Below are 17,217 nucleotides of genomic sequence, written 5' to 3' on the forward strand. Positions count from 1 at the left end.
CGTACAAGCGGGTCGTCGCCGAGGGCGCGGGCACCGCGGGCGCGTACCTGCTGCGGTTCACGGTCGTGAACGCGGCGTTCCTCGCGGTTCTCGTGGGGCTGGCGGTGGCAATCTCCTAGAGTCTCCTAGGCCGCCCGCACCAGGCCCGACTCGCAGGACAAGAGGCGGCCGGGCCGCGCCCGTGACGCCCGCGCGGCCGCCCGGCCACCCCGGCTACCGGAGGCGGGCGATGACGGCGTCCACGAGGTCGTCAACGGGCACCTGGACCTGCTCGTGGCTCACCATGTCGCGCAGCGTGGCGACGCCAGCGGTCACCTCGTCGCTGCCGAGCACCACGCAGAGGCGCGCATGCAGCTTGTCCGCCTGCTTGAACTGGGACTTGAGCGAGCGGCCCTGGTAGTCAGCCTCGGTGCGCACGCCCGCGGAGCGCAGCGCGAGGCACGCGTCGAAGGCCGCCGCGCGCTCCGCCTCTCCGCCCGTGCGGGCCACGTAGACGCAGGACGGCTCCGCGCCGCCCATCTCGACGCCCGCCGCCGCGAGCGCGAGGGCGATCCGCTCGAAGCCCACCGCAAAGCCCAGACCCGGCGTGGGCTTGCCGCCCTCGAGCTCCACGAGGCCGTCGTAGCGACCGCCGCCGCCGATGGCGCCCACGCCCGCGCCCACGGCCTCCACCTCGAAGACCGTGCGCGTGTAGTAGTCAAGGCCGCGCACCAGCGTGGGGTCCTCGACGTAGGCCACGCCGGCCGCGTCCAGGTAGCGCTTGACCGCGGCGTAGTGGGCGGCGCACTCATCGCAGAGGTTGTCCGGCGCGAGCGGGGCGCCCTTCATGACCTCGCGGCAGTGGTCGTTCTTGCAGTCAAAGGCACGCAGCGGGTTGATCTGCGCGCGCTCGAGGCAGTCCGCGCACATCTCGTCCGCGTGGTCCAGGATGAAGGCGCGGACCTCGTCGCGGTAGGCGGGCCGGCACGCGGCGTCACCCATCGAGTTGATGACCAGGCGCAGGTTCTCGCGGGCAAAGCCCAGGCGCTCGAAGTAGGTCATGAGCATGATGATGCACTCGGCGTCCGAGGCCGGGTCGCTCGCGCCCAGCCACTCGACGCCCACCTGGTGGAACTGGCGCAGGCGCCCCTTCTGCGGGCGCTCGCCGCGGAACATCGCCTCGGCGTACCAGAGCTTGGCCGGGGCCGCGCCCTGCGGCACGAGGTTGTTCTCCACCACGGCGCGCACCACGCCGGCCGTGCCCTCGGGACGCATGGCCATGCGCTGACGGGGCTTCAGGTGGCTCTCGCTGCCGCGCTCCAGCAGGTCGCCGAAGAGCGCGCCGGAGACCACGCGGAACATCTCCTTGCGCACGACGTCCGTGGACTCGCCGATGCCGTGCACGAAGGTGTCCACCTGCTCGATGGCCGGCGTCTCGATCTGGTCGAAGCCGTAGGCGCCAAACAGGTCGCGCGCCACGTCCTGCATGCGCTGCCAGGCGCGCATATAGCCGCCGTAGAGGTCCTCGGTCCCCTGCACCTTCTGAGCCATCGTGCGATTCCCTTCTCGCCGTTTTTCTCGACCGTCAAGTATAGCGCGAGTCCGGCGCGCGCCGCCCCTCTCGCCCGGCGCCGCGCGTTCCCGCGCCCCGTCGTGCTACGCTGTTCGCAAACGCCGAGGCGAGGGGGCACGATGGGACTGCTTGACAGGCTGCGCGGCAAGAAGGGGCCGGACGTCTGGGAGGACGCTGCCAAGCTGCCCCCGCGCTTCTATCGCGCCCAGGACGACGACCATCCCATCGGGATGTACCTCCTGCACGAGAACAGAAAGACGATGCTCCCCCGCCACCCGCAGACGATGTACCAGGTGAGCGGCGAGAACGTCTTTGACTGGCGGCTTCTGCTCGTGAGCAACGAGGCGGGCGACCTGCTCGCCACGCTGGACTACTTCGAGGCGCTCGACCTCCTCGAGCCGGACGCGCTCGCGACCGGCGCCAGCTTCGTGCTGGCGCCGGCCCTCACCACCGCCCAGCTCCGCGACCTCGCCGCACGGTCGTACTCCGCGCAGTAGCACCCACCGCCACACCCAAAAGCCGGTAAGAGAATCCCCTGCAGCGACGGCGCGACCGCCGGCTTCCTAAGCGGGAGTTTCTCGAAGAGCACTCCCGTGTGGAAGCCGGCGGCCGCGCACCCCGCGATGTCAGGTTCTTCTCGCCTAGCAGATCTTGACGACCCAGCCCTCGGGGCCGGCGATCTCGCCGTCCTGGATGCCGGTGAGGGTCTCGCGCAGCTTCTGCATGACGGGGCCGACGTGCTCCATGCCGCCCTCGCCGAAGACGACCTCGGTCTCGCCGTTCACGACCTTGCCGACCGGGCTGATCACGGCCGCGGTGCCGCACATGCCGCACTCGACGAACGCGCCCGAGGCGACCTCCTCGAACTTCACCGGGCGCTCGACCACGGTCATGCCGAGCATCTCCTGCGCCACCTGCACGAGGCTGCGGCGCGTGATCGACGGCAGGATGGAGTCGGTGGCGGACTGGGGCACCACGAGCGTGCCGTCCTTGTCCACGAAGAGGAAGTTGGCGCCGCCGGACTCCTCCACGAAGGTGTGGGTCTGCGGGTCGAGATACATGTTGTCGGCGAAGCCCTGCTCGTGCGCCTGGACGCTCGGGTAGAGGCTCATGGCGTAGTTGAGGCCGGCCTTGATGGCGCCGGTGCCGTGGGGCGCGGCGCGGTCGTACTCGGGCACGCGCACGGCCACGGGCTTGACGCCGCCGGAGTAGTACGGGCCCACGGGCGTCACGAGGATACGGAACTGGTACTCGGTGGCCGGCTTGACGCCGATGACCTCGCCGGTGGCCACCATGAACGGACGCACGTAGAGCGTGGCGCCGGAGCCGAAGGGCGGCACCCACGCCTCGTTGGCCTTGACGACCATCTTGACCGCCTCGACGAACTTGTCCTCCGGGAAGGGCGGCATCACGATGCGCCGGGCGGAGTCGGCCATGCGGGCGGCGTTGAGGTCCGGGCGGAAGCAGACGATGTCGCCCATCTTGGTGGTGTAGGCCTTGAGACCCTCGAAGACCTCCTGGCAGTAGTGGAAGATGCCCGCGCACTCGGAGAGCGTGAGGGTGTGGTCGGTGGTGAGGCCGCCCTCCTCCCAGGCGCCGTCCTTGTAGTTGCAGACGTAACTGTAGTCGGTGGGCTGGTAGGCAAAGCCGAGGCTGCCCCAGTCGATGTCCTTCTTCTCCATGTGCTGTCCCCTCGTGCCGGGTTTATGTGCTGCGGAAACGATAAACCCTGCGCGACGGGCGGCGCGGCACCGTTGCGGAGGTTGTAACAATGACGCCCGGCGCGCCGGGGCGACCTCACTCGAGCCGAGCAGCGCTGACTCACCAAAAGTCACGCTTCGCGCCCCGAAAGCGTAACTTCGAGCGAGCTGGCAGCGCTGGCTCGTCGAAAGTCACGCCTCACGCCCCGAAAGCGTGACTTCGAGCGAGCCACCACAGCAAAAGGGCCCGCGGCGTACAATGCAAGCCTAGATTGCACGCCGAGAAGAAAAGGCCCGCCATGCGCATGTTCCGCAACGACTACTCCGAGGGCGCCGCGCCCGAGATCCTGGCCGCGCTCACCGCCACCAACGACGAGCAGACCGTGGGCTACACCGAGGGCGACGCCCACTGCGAGCGTGCCCGCGAGCTCATCCGCGCCGCGTGCGGCCGCGACGACGTGGACGTGGAGTTCTGCGTCGGCGGCACCTCGGCCAACGTCATCGGCGTGACCGGGCTCCTGCGCGACTGGGAGGGCACCGTCTGCACGAAGGACGCCCACATCCTCGTGCACGAGACGGGTGCCGTGGCGGCGTGCGGGCGCACGGTGCTCCCCACCGACGACGCCGACGGCTTCCTCTCGCCCGAGGCCGCCGAGCGCGTCTGGCGCTTCCAGACCTCCACGGGCCGCCACATGACGCGCCCCGGCTGCGTCTACATCTCCAACACCACGGAGCTCGGCGGCGTGTGGGACCGCGAGCGCTTCGACGCGATCTGCGACTGGGCGGACAGCCACGGGCTGCCGGTCTTTCTCGACGGCGCGCGCCTGGGATCGGCCCTCACCTCCCCTGCCGCGGGCGGCCTCACGCTCGAGCACATCGCGACGCGCTGCGGGGCCTTCTACCTCGGCGGCACCAAGAACGGCATGCTCTTCGGCGAGGCCATGGTCATCGCGGACCCGCGCCTCAAGGAGGCCTTCCCGTTCCTCCAGAAGGAGCGCGGAGGGCTCCTCGCCAAGGGACGCCTCTTGGGCGTGCAGTTTGAGACGGCGTTCGAGCAGCCGGCAGACGGCAGCGAGCCGCTCTACTGGCGCCTGGCCCGCAACGCCAACGCGTGCGCGTTCCGTCTGCGCGAGGGGCTTGTGAAGCTCGGCTTTGAGCCCTACGGCGAGGCGCCGTCCAACCAGCAGTTCTTTGTCATGACGCCGGCGCAGCGCGACGCCTTCGAGGCCGCGTGCGGCTGCGAGACCTTCTACGAGCTGCCCGACGGCACCGTGGTCGCTCGCTTCGTCTGCTCCTGGGCCACGGGCGAGAAGGACGTGGACGAGCTCCTCGCGTTTGCCGCCGCCCTGTAAAAGGGGACGGGTTTTCTCTCTCAGAGAATTTGGGACAGGCCTGGGCTCTAACGCCCAGGCCTGTCCCAAATTCTCTGAGAGAGAAAACCCGTCCCCTTTTACACATAGGTGGAGATGACCTCGTCGGCGGCGCTTACGTCCTGGACGATGTCGCATCCGGTGTAGGCGATGACGTAACAGCCGGCCGCCTTCGCCGAGGCAATGCCCGTCGGCGAGTCCTCCACGGCCACGCACGCCGACGGCTCCACGCCCAAGAGCTCGGCCGCATGCAGGTACGGGTCTGGCGCGGGCTTGCGCCGCGAGACCATGTCACCGCAGACGATGGCATCGAAGCGGCTCAGGACACCCAGCCGTGCAAGCGCCGTGAGGATGCAGCGCGAGACCGTCATCGACACGAGCCCCACCCTGACGCCACGCGCGCGCAGGTCGTCCAGCATCTCGATCGCCCCGGGCTCCATCGCAAGCGCCGCCTCGGCATACGTCCGGTAGCAGTCGTCCCTCAGGCGCTCGTAGTCGTCGATGGTGCCGTCAACGTGGTGCCGCTCGAGGATGGGAGGCACCGTCACGCGGTCCTCCCCACCCGTGAGCACCTCGAGCTCCTCGAGCGACACCTCGGCGCCCATCCGGCGCAGCACGCCCTGCACGAGGCGGATGTTCTCGACCTCGGTGTTGCAGAGCGTCCCGTCAAAGTCAAAGAGCACGGCGTCGATGCGCTCCGGGCGCGCCATGTGGTCCTCCTCGGGTCCGCGGTGAACGGCGACAGTGTATCAGAGGGCGCGCCCGTTCCGCCCGCCGACGAAATGTCGCCGGCAGTCCCCCATGTCAAAGCATTTTGACGCAGGTAGACGCCATCGCCCTTGGAAGGACGGGTAGGATGTGGCCAGAGGGCAGTCCCGGCAGAGGAGGCACCATGGACGTTGGGACGCGCATACGCGAGCACCGCGAGGCCGCCGGCCTGCACCAGGACCAGCTTGCCGAGCTCTGCCGGGTGAGCCGCCAGACCATCAGCAACTGGGAGCGCAACAAGACCCTCCCCGACATCGTGAGCCTCAAGGTCATCGCCCACGAGCTCGGCACCACGGTGGACGCCCTCATCGGCGACGACGTACCGGAGATCAGGCGCCGCACCGACGCGGAGGCACGCCGGTTCCTCATCCTGTTTGCGCTGAACTACGTCTTCCTGCTGTTCTCTTTCGTGACAAACTTTGGCTCAAACTTTGGCGACGCCTTCACGTCGCCGCTTTGGCTGTATCTTCGCGCCTTCGCCGCAGGCGCATGGCTCGTCATCCTGATTCCCTACTACCGCTTCATCAAGGGCCACAAGCTCCGGTACTACCAGGATATAGGCCGCTACCTCGAGAAGAACCTCGTTCTCGGGGAGTCGCGCGCCGCGAGGGTCGCCCACGCCATCCTGAAGCACATCCAAATCTGGAACGGCGTTCTCGTCGACCTTGCCGTTCTCACCGGACTCGCCGCGGGCGGCGTGCTCACGCCCCCGCTCGCCGTGCTTGTCATTGCCGGCGGCGCCGCGCTCTCGCTCATCGGCGTCCACCTGGACAGGGAGCGCCAACGCTGGGGCGGCCCCGTCACCCCGCCCCTTCCTCCGCAGCGCTGATGCCCCCTCAGAGCTCGACCTCGGCGTACGCCACGTGACTCCGACGCTCCATCCGTGCCTGTCTCATGTCCATGACAGCAAAGCGCTCGTCCAGCTCGACCTTGGGGGCGGCATCCACCGTCGCGACGGCAGCGCACAGGCGTTGGTCCCCAGCTCCCTGAGCACCTGGTTGCCCAGCTCCTTCTTGGCCTGAGACATCCGCCCCGTAACCATCGCGTCCAGGGCCCACCCCGGCGGCAAGAGAACCCGTCGACGCGAGCCGCCCCGGCAGCCTCCCGACCTTCAAAGCAGGATCTTCCGCGAAGCGCAGTCCTGCGTGAAGGTCGGGAGGCTGCCGGGGCGGCCCCTCGAGCGAGACGTTCTTCTCGCCTAGGCGTCCTTCATGATGATGTCGCGCACGATGCCGGAGACGCGGTCGCAGGCATCGAGGCAGAGCTCCATGCGGTCGAAGATGCGCAGCCACGTGACCGCGTACTTGCCGCTCGCGTCCTCGTCGTCGGAGAAGAGGCGGCGCAGAGCGTTCTGGTAGACGGTGTCGCCCTCGTCCTCCACGCTGCCGATCTCGATGGCCTTCTCAAGCACCACGCGGTCCTTCTTGTAGTCGGGCAGATGGCCGATCATCTCCTGCATCTCGCGAGCGGCGTGAACCGTGAGCTCGGAGATCTGCTTGGCCTCGAGGCGCAGGTCGCTCATGTTGAAGAGGTCAAGGCGCACCGCCACGCCGTACATGGAGTCCACCACGTCGTCCATGGCCAGGGCGAGGCTGGAGATGTCCTCGCGGTCGATCGGGGTGATGAAGGAGGTGTAGAGCTTGCCCATGATGGCCGAGACGCGCTCGTCGCACGTGGACTCAAAGACCTTCATCTGGGGAATCCGGCTCATCGAGTTGGGGAAGTCGCAGATGATGCCGTTGTACTCCTCCGCCGCCTCGACGATGAGCGCGGAGAAGTCCTTGAGCATAGTGTAGAACTCGTCTTCCTTCTTGATGCGGGGCATGTGCTGACTCCTTTTGACAGACGGCTCGTGAGAGACGGACGAGAAGAACGCGCGGCCAGGCGCTAGAACAGGACGAGGAAGAGCTTGGCGAGGAGGTACCCGATGATGCCGCAGCCAGGGAACGTGAAGACCCAGGTGAGGACCATCTCCTTGGCCACCCCCCAGTTGACGGACCTGGGGTCCTTGGCGGCGCCGGCGCCCATGATGGCGGCCGTCTTGGTGTGGGTGGTGGAGACGGGAAGGCCGGTGAGCGTGGCGATGAGCAGGCTCGCCGTGGCGGACACGGAGGCCGCGAAGCCCTGGTACTTGTCCAGGCGCACCATCTCCATGCCCACCTTCTTGATGATCTTCTTGCCGCCGACGGCGGTACCGATGGCCATGACCGCAGCGCACAGCACCATGATCCACAGCGGGAAGCCGCCCATCTCCCCCACCGTCAGGTTGAGCGAGAGCGCGATGGCGAGCATGGCCGTGGACATGAACTTCTGGCCGTCCTGCGCACCGTGCATGAGCGCCACGCCCGCGGCGCCGAGCACCTGCATGCGGCCGAAGAAGTTGTTGGCGCGGCGGCGGTCGGCGTTCTTGCAGGCGATGGGGATGACCTTGGAGATCGCCCAGCCGGCGAGAAAGCCCAGGACCGTGGAGAGGACAAGGCCGTAGATGACCTTGATCCACTCGGCGCCGTTGACGCCGTCAAGGCCGCCGGAGACCGCAAGCGCCGCACCCGTGAGGCCGGCGATGAGGGCGTGGCTCTCCGAGGTGGGGATGCCAAAGAGCCAGGCGCCGACGCCCCAGGCCACGATGCCCACCGTGGCGGCGGCAAGCGCGATGAGCGCGGCGTGGGTGTCCCCGCCAAAGTCCACCATGCCGGAGATGGTGTCGGCGACGGCGGTTGAGATGAACGACATGGCCACGAGGCCCACGAAGTTGCAGATGACGGACATGAGAATCGCCGAGTCCACGTCGATGGAGCGGGTGCCCACGGGCTCGGCGATGGCGTTGGCCGCATCGGTGGCACCGTTGACGAAGATGGTGCCCATCACGAGAAGCATGACAACGATCAGAAAGGGATTGCTCGACAGGACGCCGAGAAACTGCTCAAAGCTAATCAAGGGCGAACTCGCTTCCTCCATGGCCGCTCGGGGGCCGGCCAAATGTCACAGCTTTGTAAACGCCTGATAAGAATAGCGTAAAGCGGCGTGACGCAACGTCGAGAAGCGGCACCCGGGCGCACCGTTCGCGGCTCCTTACAAAGAGCTTACATGCGATGCCCCCTACGCAAAAGGCCCGGGGCAAGATGCCCCGGGCCCATCTGTCGCTGGAGCCAGCAATCGGACTCGAACCGATGACCCCCGCTTTACGAGAGCGGTGCTCTACCAACTGAGCTATGCTGGCGCGGTATCCAATCTTACGAGAAGAGCCCCCGGCGCGCAAGCCCCGTTTTTCCGGGGCCCGCACGGCCCCGACGACGCACGAGGCGCCGGCCCCTACCGGGGCGCCCCGGCTATAGCAGCCGCAGGACGCCGCGGACGAGCCGCTCGAAGTCGTCGGCGTGGCGCTCGGCGGCCTCGAGCACGCTCTCGTGGGAGACCGCCGGCGCGCCGGACTCGTTGGCGGCAAGGGTGAGGCCCAGGACGTGCATCCCGAGCGCCTTGGCCATGATGACCTCGTTCACCGTGGACATGCCCACATACGAGACGCCCAGGGCGCCGAGCGCAGCCACCTCGGCCGGCGTCTCGAAGCAGGGGCCGAGCACGCCCGCGTAGACCCCCTCCTCCACCGCGATGCCCAGGTCGTCGGCAACGCCGCGGGCGATGGTGCGCAGGTAGGGCGCGTACGCCTCGTTCATGTCCACGAAGGGGCTCTCCACGTCGCGCAGGCCGTCCCACTCGGCGAGCGGGTTGCGCCCGGTGAGGTTGATCTGGTCCGTGAGGATGCCCAGGCCCACGTGCGCCTGCCCGGGGACCGCCCCCGTGGCGCAGGCAAAGACGATGTCACGGCAGCCCAGGTGGTGCGCATGACGCACGAGCGAGGTCACCTCCGCGGCGGAGTACCCCTGGTAGAGGTGGATGCGCCCAGGGTAGACCACCACGGGGACGCCGTCGATCGTACCCACCGTGGCCTCGAAGCGGTGCCCCGCCACGGGGCGCGCGGAGGCCGGGAAGCCCTCGATGTCCTGGTAGTCGATCCTGCGCACGGGGCGCACGAGGCTCGCCAGGTGCCCCAGCCCCGTCCCCAGCACGATGGCGACGGGATGCTCGACGCTCGGCTTGCACGCCCTCACGGTGTCCTCGGTGACCATGCAGACTCCCTCCTCGCTGAGCCGCTCGGCGAGCACGCCGCGGCCCGGAACCAGTCTTCCTGAGTACGTTCCATCGTAGACGAGTCCGACCCCGCACGACGGGCTCTTTGCCTTGAGGACCGCCAGGCGCGCGCCCGAGCGGACGATCTCGCGCGCGCAGGCGCACGCCCCGCGCGCGAACGCGTCGGTGACGTCCTCCCCCGTCCGCAGCATCACGCGCGCGCCCACCCGCTCGGCGGGCGGGCGCGGCACGGGAAGGCCCGCCGCGCGCTCGGGGCAGACGCGGCGGGCCTCGACCTTCTCTGCGAGCTCCATGACCTCCCGCACCGGCTTGGAGCCCCCGTCAAAGCGGACGGGCTCGCCGAGCAGGCAGGCGCTCACGGCAACGCGCATTATGCCGTCAGGGAGCCGACCTGGATGCTGGCGTTGGAGAGCGTGGAGCGCGTGTAGTCGCTCCACTCCTGGGACATCTGGGTGTAGGCCTCGCTGTACTTGTTGTACGCGACCTGGTAGGCGGCCTGGGCGGCAGCGTAGGTGGCGGAGTCGTTGGTGATCTCATAGCTGGAGAGGGTGCCGTAGTAGTCACCGTCGGAGCGCGCCCACGTGCCGTTCTCGGAGTCCCACTCATCGCCCAGCAGGCCGATGATGTAGCTCGCGTAGTCGGCCGTGGCCACGTCCTCCTGGCCCTCCTCCGGCTCGGTGGGGGCGGTGGGCGCGCTCTCGGGCAGGGTGGTGGTCACCACGGCGTCGCGCAGCTTGTTGAGAAGCGCGGAGTCGCGCAGGGTGGCCTTGGCGGTCTCCTCGTCGATGCCGTACTGACTCGCGATCTCGGCGTAGTCGGAGCTGCCGAACATGTCGTTGGCAAACGAGTCGAGCTCATCGTCGCTCACCGAGAGGCCGCGGGCGGCGGCGTCGGCAAGAAGGACCTGCTGCTGGGCGTAGGACACCACGTCGGAGGCGGCGGGCACGTTGTAGGTGCCGTCCTCGTTGGCGCCGTTGGCCACGGTCACGGTCTGCTCGATGACCTCGCGGGCGGTGACGGGGTGCGCCGTCCCGTTGTAGGTGTAGGTGGCGATGGTGCTGTCAAGCTGGTCGGTCGAGAGCGTGGTCTTGCCGGCGAGCGACGTGGTGGCGCTAAAGCCGCCGAGCAGGAAGTGGCCCGCGAGCACGCCCACCACGAGCGCAGCCACGGCAATGGCGACCCACGCCGGCGTGGCGAGGCCCGTCTTGGCGGGCGCGGCGGCGGGCGCGGCGGCGTCCGCGGTCGGCGCGTTCTTCTCGTTGTCTGACATTGATCCCCCTTGAGACCAGGGCGCGACCTCGCGCGCCGCTTCTGAAACAAACCTTGTAGATTTTACACCTCGGCCCGCGCCCGTCCTCCCCTCCGGGAGGGGACGTGCACAAACCTATGAGAGAGCTTGAAGAATCTCCGCCGAGAAGGACTTGATGTAGCCGGCGGCACCGCTCTCAGCGTCAAAGCGCACGCGGTCGGCGAGCGCCTTCTTGGTGGCGTCCGAGGCGTTGCCCTGGGCCAGGCCGAGCAGCGCGACGAGCATGTCGCGGTACTCGGCGTCGCCGTGGAAGCACTGGATGGCCTCGTCGATGAGGGGCCAGACCTCGTCGGAGCGCTCGGGCGAGCTCGCGCCCAGGCGGCAGAGGAAGACGAACGCCGAGAGGCGCACCGTGGCCGACCCGTCGTCGAAGAGCGACGCCTCGGCGCCGTCAAAGGCGCCCGCCACGCTCTCCGGGTCCTTCTCGGCAATGGCGGAGAGGGCGTCGAGCACCTCCCAGCGCGTCTGGGCCTCGGGCCGGAACAGCGCGTCGACGAGGGCGTCGACGTGCACGGCCACGGCCTCCGGGGCCGCCCGGGCGGTGAGCGCGATGGTGTGCGCCACCTCCTGGCGACGGCGCCTGCTCGCTCCCGAGAGCTCCTCGATGAGAGCCGCGATCTGGACCTCCTGGGTGTTAGCCATGTTTCCTCCTACTCGCAGAACCCGTCCACGACGGCGGTGCCGCTCTTGGGGTCCTGATGAATCTCGATGAAGCCGTACTTTGCCGCCTCGCGCAGCAGCGCCGTGAAGGAACGATACCCGAACGACGACTCGGAGAACTGCGGGCGCTTCCTCTTCATGGTGTCCTTGAGCCGCGACGCCAGGATGAAGCCGTCGCTCTCGCGCTGCAGGGCGTCGATCGTCTCAAAGAGCAGCTGGTAGCAGCTCTGGCGCTCCTTGGGGACCTTGCCGGAGAAGTCGGGGATGCCCGGGCCCCTCGTGAGGTCCTCGTAGAAGACGAACTCGTCGCAGACCTCGGTGAGCAGGCTGCTCGTGGCCTCCTTCATGCCCACGCCGATGACCGTCTTGCCAAACTCCTTGAGCTTGGAGACGAGCGGCGAGAAGTCCGAGTCCCCGGAGAGGATGGCAAAGGTGTCGATGTGGTCCTTGGTGAGGCAGATCTCCATCGCGTCCACCGCAAGGCGGATGTCGGCCGAGTTCTTGCCGGTGAACGCCCGGTCCGGGATCTCGATGAGCTCGACGCCGAGCTCGTGGAGGGGCGTGATGGCGTCGGCGAAGCGCTGCCAGTCGCAGTAGGCGCGCTTGGCCGTGATGCGGCCCTTGTCGACGAGGCGCTCGAAGATGAGCTTGACGTCGGGCAGCGGCCCCGGCTCCTGGTGGCCGTTGCGCTTGCGGCGCCCCGTGCCCAGGGCGAGGTTCTCGTAGTCGATGAGCACCGCGATGGAGCTCTGCGGGATGTCGGTCGAGTTCATGTCGGTGATGGTTCGCTCCTTCTTGGGGTCAGCGGGGGGCGGCCCCCCTTGGGTCACTCGTGGTCGTGGCAGTGGCACTCGTGGTCGTGGCCATGGTCGTGGTCGTGGCAGTGGCACTCGTGGCCCTCGCCGTGGTCGTGGCCGCAGTGGCACTCGTGAGCGTCTTCCTCGTCGCCCTGGTCGAGAAGGGACCAGTCGAGCCCGGCGGCCACGCAGGCGGCCTCCTCCTGGTAGAGCAGGGTGAGCGCCTGGGTGCCCATGCGCCCGCCGCCGATCTGGCAGAGCATGTCAAAGAGCGTGAAGGCCGTCTCGGCGCCCGGGAGCGTGATCTCGAGCTCCTCGGAGCGCTGGAGCGCGAGGGCGATGTCCTTGCGCAGGTGCTCGGCGAGAAAGCCGGGCTTGTAGTCGCCCGCCAGCGACTTGGGCGCAAGGGTCCTGGACGCGCCGGAGCCGCCCGTGCCCGCGGCCATGACCTCGAGGACGCGCTCGGGGTCGATGCCGGACTGCTGCGCGAGCGCGAGGGCGTCGGCGTAGCCGACCATGCAGGAGGCAAGGCTCACCTGGTTGCAGAGCTTGGCCGCCTGCCCGCCGCCCGGCCGGTCAAAGTAGAAGCGGCGGGACGAGAAGGCCTCGAGCACGGGAAGGACGGGCGCGACCTGCTCCTCCGTGGCGCCGATGATGAGGGTGAGGGTGCCGTCCACCGCGCCCTGCTCACCGCCCGTGACCGGGCAGTCGAAGGCGTGCTTGTCCTCGACCTCGGCGGCGTCGTGGATGTCGCGCGCGAGCTGCGGGGAGCTCGTGGTGAGGTCGATGAGCCAGGCGCCCTTCCGGGCGGTGCGGATGAGCCCCTCCGTGGAGAGGTAGACGTCCTCCACGTCGGTGGGGTAGCCCACCATCGTGAGGACGACGTCGGCCTGGGCCGCGGCCTCGGCGGGGGTGTCCGCCCAGTGGGCGCCGCGGGCGAGAAGGGCCTCGGCCTTCTCCCTCGTGCGGTTGTGCACGGTGACGTCGAACCCGGCGTCGAGCAGGTGCCCGGCGATGGGCGCCCCCATGATGCCGGTCCCGATGACGGCAACGTTTTTGATCTGCACGTTCGTTCCTTTCTTGCGAGAAAAACATGCCAAAAGGGTCGGGTCCCCGTGACAGGAGCAGAGGGACCCGACCCGTTCTGGAAACGGTTACTGGCCGCGGACGCGACGGGCGATGCGGTCGGTGAAGGAGAGGGCCTCGCGGCGGTCCTTGCCCCAGAAGAGCAGGGCCACCATGCCCGGGCCCACGTGGGCGCCGATGACCGGCGAGACGGAGCTGTGGATGATGGGGACGTCGGAGCAGCCGGGCTCCTTGCGGACCTGGTCGGCAAGCCAGCGGGCGTCCTTCTCGGCGTCGGAGGAGACGATGGCCATGGGCAGGTGGTCGTCCCCGCCCTCGGCACCGAGGTAGTTCTCCTTGAAGTCGGCCAGGATCGCGCGCAGCGCCTTCCTCCGGCCGCGGCACATGCCGCGCAGCGTGAGGGCCCCGTTGGTGTCGTAGGAGAGCTCCGGCTTGATGTCGAGCTTGCCGCCCACGGTGGCCGCGGCCGGCGGGATGCGCCCGCCGCGCGCGAGGGCGTCGAACGACTCGAGCGTGAAGTAGCCGTGGATGTAGTAGCGGGCCTCCTCCGCCCATGCGACGAGCTCCGCGGCGGTGAGGCCGCGCGAGGCCTGGCGAACCGCCTCGATGGCGAGGAGCTCGGCCGCCGCCGAGGGGCAGAGGTTGTCCACCACGTAGAGCTCGAAGCCGGGGTGCGCCGAGCGGACCATCTCGGCCGCCTGGCGCGCCGCGTCGACGCTCGAGGAGAGGCCGCGCGTGAAGGCGAGGTAGACCGTCGGGGTCCCCTCGGCCGCGGCGCGCTCGAAGACCTCGAGGTAGTGGCCCGGGGTGACCGCGGAGGTGGTCACGCGGTCACCCGCGCGCATCCGGTCGTAGAACTCGTGGGCGCTCATGGAGCGCCAGAGGTCGTCGGTGTGCTCGCCGTCCTCCATGACGAAGGGGAAGCCGATCACCTCGACGCCGAGGGCCTGGGCCACCTCGGGCGCGAAGTCGGCGCACGAGTCCACGATGATGTTGACGTTCCCGCACGCGTGATAAGCGCGGCCCAGGCGCGCAGCCTCCTGCGACGCCTGGGCGTTGGTGCTCGCCCCCGTGTCGGGGGCGCTCTGTGCCGTCAGATCCTGGCTACTGCTCATTCTCTTCCTCGATCTTGGGCTTGATGATGCCGTACCCGCCATTCTTACGATGATAGATGACGTTAACAAGCCCTGTGGTGGCGTTGGTGAACACATAGAAATCGTGGCCGATGAGGTCGGTCTGCACGAGGGCCTCCTCCTCGGTCATGGGGAGCAGGTCGACGTACTTCTCGCGCACGAGCTGGTCGTCCTCGGACTCGTCGGGGGCGGGCTCGATGAGGGCGGCGAGGTCCTCCTGGGTGAGCGTCCCGGACTTGGTCGCGCTCATGCGCTGGCGACGGTCGATGACGCGCGTCTTGTACTTGCGAAGCTGGCGGGTGACCTTGTCGGCGGCCTCGTCGATGGCGGCGTACATGTCGTCGGAGCTCGCGACCACGCGAACGACGTTGTCGCGCACAAAGACCGTGACCTCGCAGGTCTTGCGCTCGGGGTTGGAGGGGTTCTTGTCCACGCGGAGCACGACGTCGCAGGTCATGGGCTTGATGTCGAACACCTTGAGGGCACTGCCGACCTTCTCCTCGACCTGAGAGCGCAGGGAGTCGGAGACGCCAACCTTGCGGCCCGAGATCTTGATGTCAACCATACGAACCTCCTATCGATGGCCTTGGGCGAGCGCGTGGTGCGCGCGCCTTAGGACATTGATACCCAAAAACCCGCGGGGCAGTCCCCGTGGGACGCCCCCCGAGACGCCCGAGCGGGCGGTCTGGCTCGGCGGGCGTGCGGGTGGGGCGCGGCCCTAGGCGGCCCCGGCGAGGCGGTCGGAGGCCGAGAGCGCGGGGAACTCGCCCATCCAGCGCGCCCGGGCGATGTCGGCGACGCCGTTGGACTGGATCTCCTCGACGGCCTCCCCGACGGCGTCGGCGAGCGCACCGCCGTCGGAGGCAACGGCGACGCCCACGGCGACGGGCTCGTCCAGGGTCCCCGCGAAGGAGGCGCCCCCGTAGAAGTTCGCGAGGTACGCGCCCGCGTAGGCGTCGCAGACCACATAGTCGAGCGTGCCCTCCTCGAGCGCCTCGAAGGCGGCGTTGAGGTTGGCGAACTCGTCCTGCGCCACGCTCACGCCGAGCTCCTCGAGGGCGGCCCCGGAGACCGAGCCCCGCTGGACGCCGACGGTGGCCGAGCGCAGCGTCGTGACGGAGACGGGGGCGCCGGCCGCGTCCGCCCCGGGCGCGGCAAAGACGCCGAGGGCGCTCTGGGCGTAGTCGCCGAGCACCTCGTAGCCGTCCTCGCCCGTCGCGTGGGCGCCCATGACCACGTCGCACGTGCCCGAGAGGCCCGCCTCGACGCTCTGGACCGCGACGAGCTCGACCCGCGCGAGGCCAAGCTCGTCGGCGAGCGCGTAGGCCGTGTCCACGTCCACGCCCTGGGGCGTCCCCCCGGAGCCCATGACCACGAGCGGCGCCGACCCGGTGGACACGATGCCCACGGTGAGCGTGCCGGGCGTCTTGAGGTCGGCGTCGGAGACGGCGGGGACGAGCGCGTCGCGCGCGGCGGCGCGGGCCTCCGCGACCGAGGTGGTCACCCCGAGCATCCCGGCAAGCCCCCCGTCCGCCGGGACGCCCGAGCATCCGGCGAGCAGGGCCAGGGAGACGCCCGCGGCAAGCGCCGCGAGGGCGCCCCGTGCATGGGTGCGCTTCATGTTGTATCCGCCTTTCGTGAGCGTATGCCAGTGTCCCACCCAGCTGACCTGGTCTTTGCCCCCACACTCGCGCACCGGGGACGTCGCTTCTGGCGCCGCGGCGCCGCCACTTTTGCCCCTCTCGCCCGCGAGGCCGGATGCCTCTCATGTCTGACGGGCGGTACGACTTACCTCTAGGACGAGCCATGATCGCCCGGGCGCGCACGCCCGAGCTTACGTGGATCCCTTTGCCCTCGTCTGGCATGGACTGGGGCGGCGCGGGCCGCCCGCAACCACAGACCTGGGTCGGACCCTGACAGTATACTCGCAGCCCTCCCCTCCTGCCTGCAGAAATGCGATGGGCTCACCAGACGCGGGCGAGCACGCCGGCCGTGACCTCGGACGCGCCCCGGGCACGGAGCGCCCGGGCGCCCTCCGCGAGGGAGGCGCCCGTCGTCGCCACGTCGTCCACCAGAAGCAGCCGGGCGCCCGTGAGGTCGTCCACGGCCCGCATGGTGCGGGAGAGGTTCGCCGCGCGCTCCTCGCGCCCGAGGGCGCGCTGGTCATGGGCCGACGAGCGCACGAGCGGGTCGACGAGCGGGACCCCGAGCTCGGCGGCGAGCGCGCGGGCCACGAGCTCCATATGGTCGAAGCCCCTCCGCGCGAGCGCCTCGGGCGTGGCCGGGACAAAGCACAGGGCGTCCACGCCCCCGGGCGAGAAGCGCGGGCGCCCGTCGCGGGCAGGCCAGGCCGAGGCCTCCTCGAGCGCGCAGGCGAGCGCGGCGGCGATCACGGGCGCCAGACGGAGCTCGTGGGCGTCCTTGAGCGCGGTGACCATCCGCGCCGGCGTGCCATGGAAGCCGAGGGCGGCCACGGTGGCGCGCGGGGGCCACGTGCCGTCGCACTCCGTGCAGGTGAGAAAGCCGTACGGGGCCCCGCAGCTCGGGCAGGCCAGGCGCTGCTCCACCCAGGGCAGCGCCTCCCGGCACGCCTCGCAGACAAGCTCGCCGGGCTGCTCGCAGCCCACGCAGCGCGTGGGCCACAGCGCCTCGGCGAGCGCCCCGGCCACGTCCCGCGCCCATCCTCCCCCGCC

Annotated in this window: 17 protein-coding genes and 1 tRNA gene; 3 read left to right on the forward strand and 15 right to left on the reverse strand. The window is 69.4% G+C overall.

All coding sequences use genetic code 11. The features are described from left to right. Positions 1-213: 213 nt before the first annotated feature. Positions 214-1,530: a histidine--tRNA ligase gene (hisS, locus tag B5F84_RS09015; RefSeq protein ID WP_087323130.1), complete on the reverse strand. Its 1,317-nt coding sequence runs from the start codon at positions 1,528-1,530 to the stop codon at positions 214-216. 141 nt (positions 1,531-1,671) lie between these two features. Between hisS and B5F84_RS09020 the strand changes: the two genes are divergently transcribed. After that, on the forward strand, positions 1,672-2,049 hold the full coding sequence (locus B5F84_RS09020) for a hypothetical protein (protein WP_087323133.1): 378 nt from the start codon (positions 1,672-1,674) through the stop codon (positions 2,047-2,049). Positions 2,050-2,193: 144 nt separating this feature from the next. On the opposite strand, the gene B5F84_RS09025 is transcribed toward B5F84_RS09020, so the two are convergent. Next, positions 2,194-3,234 carry a branched-chain amino acid aminotransferase gene (locus tag B5F84_RS09025; RefSeq protein ID WP_087323136.1) on the reverse strand — a complete coding sequence of 347 codons (1,041 nt, stop codon included), beginning with the start codon at positions 3,232-3,234 and terminating at the stop codon, positions 2,194-2,196. 317 nt (positions 3,235-3,551) lie between these two features. Between B5F84_RS09025 and B5F84_RS09030 the strand changes: the two genes are divergently transcribed. Continuing rightward, entirely contained in the window at positions 3,552-4,604 is a 1,053-nt protein-coding gene (locus B5F84_RS09030) for a beta-eliminating lyase-related protein (RefSeq protein ID WP_087323139.1), read from the forward strand. A gap of 98 nt (positions 4,605-4,702) precedes the next feature. On the opposite strand, the gene B5F84_RS09035 is transcribed toward B5F84_RS09030, so the two are convergent. After that, entirely contained in the window at positions 4,703-5,332 is a 630-nt protein-coding gene (locus B5F84_RS09035; protein ID WP_087323142.1) for an HAD family phosphatase, read from the reverse strand. A gap of 182 nt (positions 5,333-5,514) precedes the next feature. Between B5F84_RS09035 and B5F84_RS09040 the strand changes: the two genes are divergently transcribed. Continuing rightward, complete coding sequence (locus B5F84_RS09040; RefSeq protein WP_158094525.1) at positions 5,515-6,219, forward strand: helix-turn-helix transcriptional regulator; 705 nt, start codon at positions 5,515-5,517, stop codon at positions 6,217-6,219. 369 nt (positions 6,220-6,588) lie between these two features. Here the strand turns inward: B5F84_RS09040 and B5F84_RS09045 are convergent, their stop codons facing one another. The 12 genes from B5F84_RS09045 to B5F84_RS09100 form a co-directional block, all read right to left on the reverse strand. Continuing rightward, entirely contained in the window at positions 6,589-7,215 is a 627-nt protein-coding gene (locus B5F84_RS09045) for a DUF47 family protein (RefSeq protein ID WP_087323148.1), read from the reverse strand. Positions 7,216-7,277: 62 nt separating this feature from the next. After that, positions 7,278-8,327, reverse strand: a complete 1,050-nt coding sequence (locus B5F84_RS09050) for an inorganic phosphate transporter (RefSeq protein ID WP_087323151.1) — start codon at positions 8,325-8,327, stop codon at positions 7,278-7,280. Positions 8,328-8,534: 207 nt separating this feature from the next. Further along, positions 8,535-8,610: transfer RNA gene (locus B5F84_RS09055), tRNA-Thr, on the reverse strand. A gap of 109 nt (positions 8,611-8,719) precedes the next feature. After that, entirely contained in the window at positions 8,720-9,910 is a 1,191-nt protein-coding gene (locus B5F84_RS09060; protein ID WP_087323154.1) for a purine-nucleoside phosphorylase, read from the reverse strand. Then, entirely contained in the window at positions 9,910-10,809 is a 900-nt protein-coding gene (locus B5F84_RS09065) for a hypothetical protein (protein ID WP_087323157.1), read from the reverse strand. Before B5F84_RS09065 ends, B5F84_RS09060 begins: the two co-directional genes overlap by 1 nt. 114 nt (positions 10,810-10,923) lie before the next feature. Beyond that, positions 10,924-11,490 carry a hypothetical protein gene (locus tag B5F84_RS09070; protein ID WP_087323160.1) on the reverse strand — a complete coding sequence of 189 codons (567 nt, stop codon included), beginning with the start codon at positions 11,488-11,490 and terminating at the stop codon, positions 10,924-10,926. A gap of 8 nt (positions 11,491-11,498) precedes the next feature. Continuing rightward, the gene (locus tag B5F84_RS09075; protein WP_087323163.1) at positions 11,499-12,281 is read right to left on the reverse strand and encodes an NYN domain-containing protein; all 783 of its coding nucleotides are present in this window, start codon (positions 12,279-12,281) and stop codon (positions 11,499-11,501) included. A 53-nt stretch (positions 12,282-12,334) separates the two neighbouring features. After that, a complete protein-coding gene (locus tag B5F84_RS09080; RefSeq protein WP_255375246.1) occupies positions 12,335-13,405 on the reverse strand; it encodes an NAD(P)-dependent oxidoreductase in 1,071 nt (356 codons plus the stop codon). 54 nt (positions 13,406-13,459) lie between these two features. Beyond that, the gene (locus B5F84_RS09085) at positions 13,460-14,506 is read right to left on the reverse strand and encodes a DegV family protein (protein ID WP_087323169.1); all 1,047 of its coding nucleotides are present in this window, start codon (positions 14,504-14,506) and stop codon (positions 13,460-13,462) included. Then, positions 14,496-15,089, reverse strand: coding sequence for a ribosome-associated translation inhibitor RaiA (raiA, locus tag B5F84_RS09090; RefSeq protein ID WP_087323172.1), 594 nt, complete (start codon positions 15,087-15,089; stop codon positions 14,496-14,498). Before raiA ends, B5F84_RS09085 begins: the two co-directional genes overlap by 11 nt. A gap of 153 nt (positions 15,090-15,242) precedes the next feature. Beyond that, positions 15,243-16,145 carry a transporter substrate-binding domain-containing protein gene (locus B5F84_RS09095; protein WP_087323175.1) on the reverse strand — a complete coding sequence of 301 codons (903 nt, stop codon included), beginning with the start codon at positions 16,143-16,145 and terminating at the stop codon, positions 15,243-15,245. Positions 16,146-16,488: 343 nt separating this feature from the next. After that, a partial coding sequence (locus tag B5F84_RS09100) for a phosphoribosyltransferase family protein (RefSeq protein ID WP_343225137.1) occupies positions 16,489-17,217 on the reverse strand: 729 nt, incomplete at its 5' end.

The organism is Olsenella sp. An290 (assembly GCF_002159535.1).
Taxonomy (GTDB): domain Bacteria; phylum Actinomycetota; class Coriobacteriia; order Coriobacteriales; family Atopobiaceae; genus Thermophilibacter.

Coding starts and splice junctions, on each gene's coding strand:
- B5F84_RS09095 (WP_087323175.1), bottom strand. CDS start 16,145: ATGAAGCGCACCCATGCACGGGGCGCCCTCGCGGCGCTTGCCGCGGGC.
- B5F84_RS09070 (WP_087323160.1), bottom strand. CDS start 11,490: ATGGCTAACACCCAGGAGGTCCAGATCGCGGCTCTCATCGAGGAGCTC.
- B5F84_RS09040 (WP_158094525.1), top strand. CDS start 5,515: ATGGACGTTGGGACGCGCATACGCGAGCACCGCGAGGCCGCCGGCCTG.
- raiA (WP_087323172.1), bottom strand. CDS start 15,089: ATGGTTGACATCAAGATCTCGGGCCGCAAGGTTGGCGTCTCCGACTCC.
- B5F84_RS09025 (WP_087323136.1), bottom strand. CDS start 3,234: ATGGAGAAGAAGGACATCGACTGGGGCAGCCTCGGCTTTGCCTACCAG.
- B5F84_RS09045 (WP_087323148.1), bottom strand. CDS start 7,215: ATGCCCCGCATCAAGAAGGAAGACGAGTTCTACACTATGCTCAAGGAC.
- B5F84_RS09020 (WP_087323133.1), top strand. CDS start 1,672: ATGGGACTGCTTGACAGGCTGCGCGGCAAGAAGGGGCCGGACGTCTGG.
- B5F84_RS09060 (WP_087323154.1), bottom strand. CDS start 9,910: ATGCGCGTTGCCGTGAGCGCCTGCCTGCTCGGCGAGCCCGTCCGCTTT.
- B5F84_RS09035 (WP_087323142.1), bottom strand. CDS start 5,332: ATGGCGCGCCCGGAGCGCATCGACGCCGTGCTCTTTGACTTTGACGGG.
- hisS (WP_087323130.1), bottom strand. CDS start 1,530: ATGGCTCAGAAGGTGCAGGGGACCGAGGACCTCTACGGCGGCTATATG.
- B5F84_RS09065 (WP_087323157.1), bottom strand. CDS start 10,809: ATGTCAGACAACGAGAAGAACGCGCCGACCGCGGACGCCGCCGCGCCC.
- B5F84_RS09030 (WP_087323139.1), top strand. CDS start 3,552: ATGCGCATGTTCCGCAACGACTACTCCGAGGGCGCCGCGCCCGAGATC.
- B5F84_RS09085 (WP_087323169.1), bottom strand. CDS start 14,506: ATGAGCAGTAGCCAGGATCTGACGGCACAGAGCGCCCCCGACACGGGG.
- B5F84_RS09075 (WP_087323163.1), bottom strand. CDS start 12,281: ATGAACTCGACCGACATCCCGCAGAGCTCCATCGCGGTGCTCATCGAC.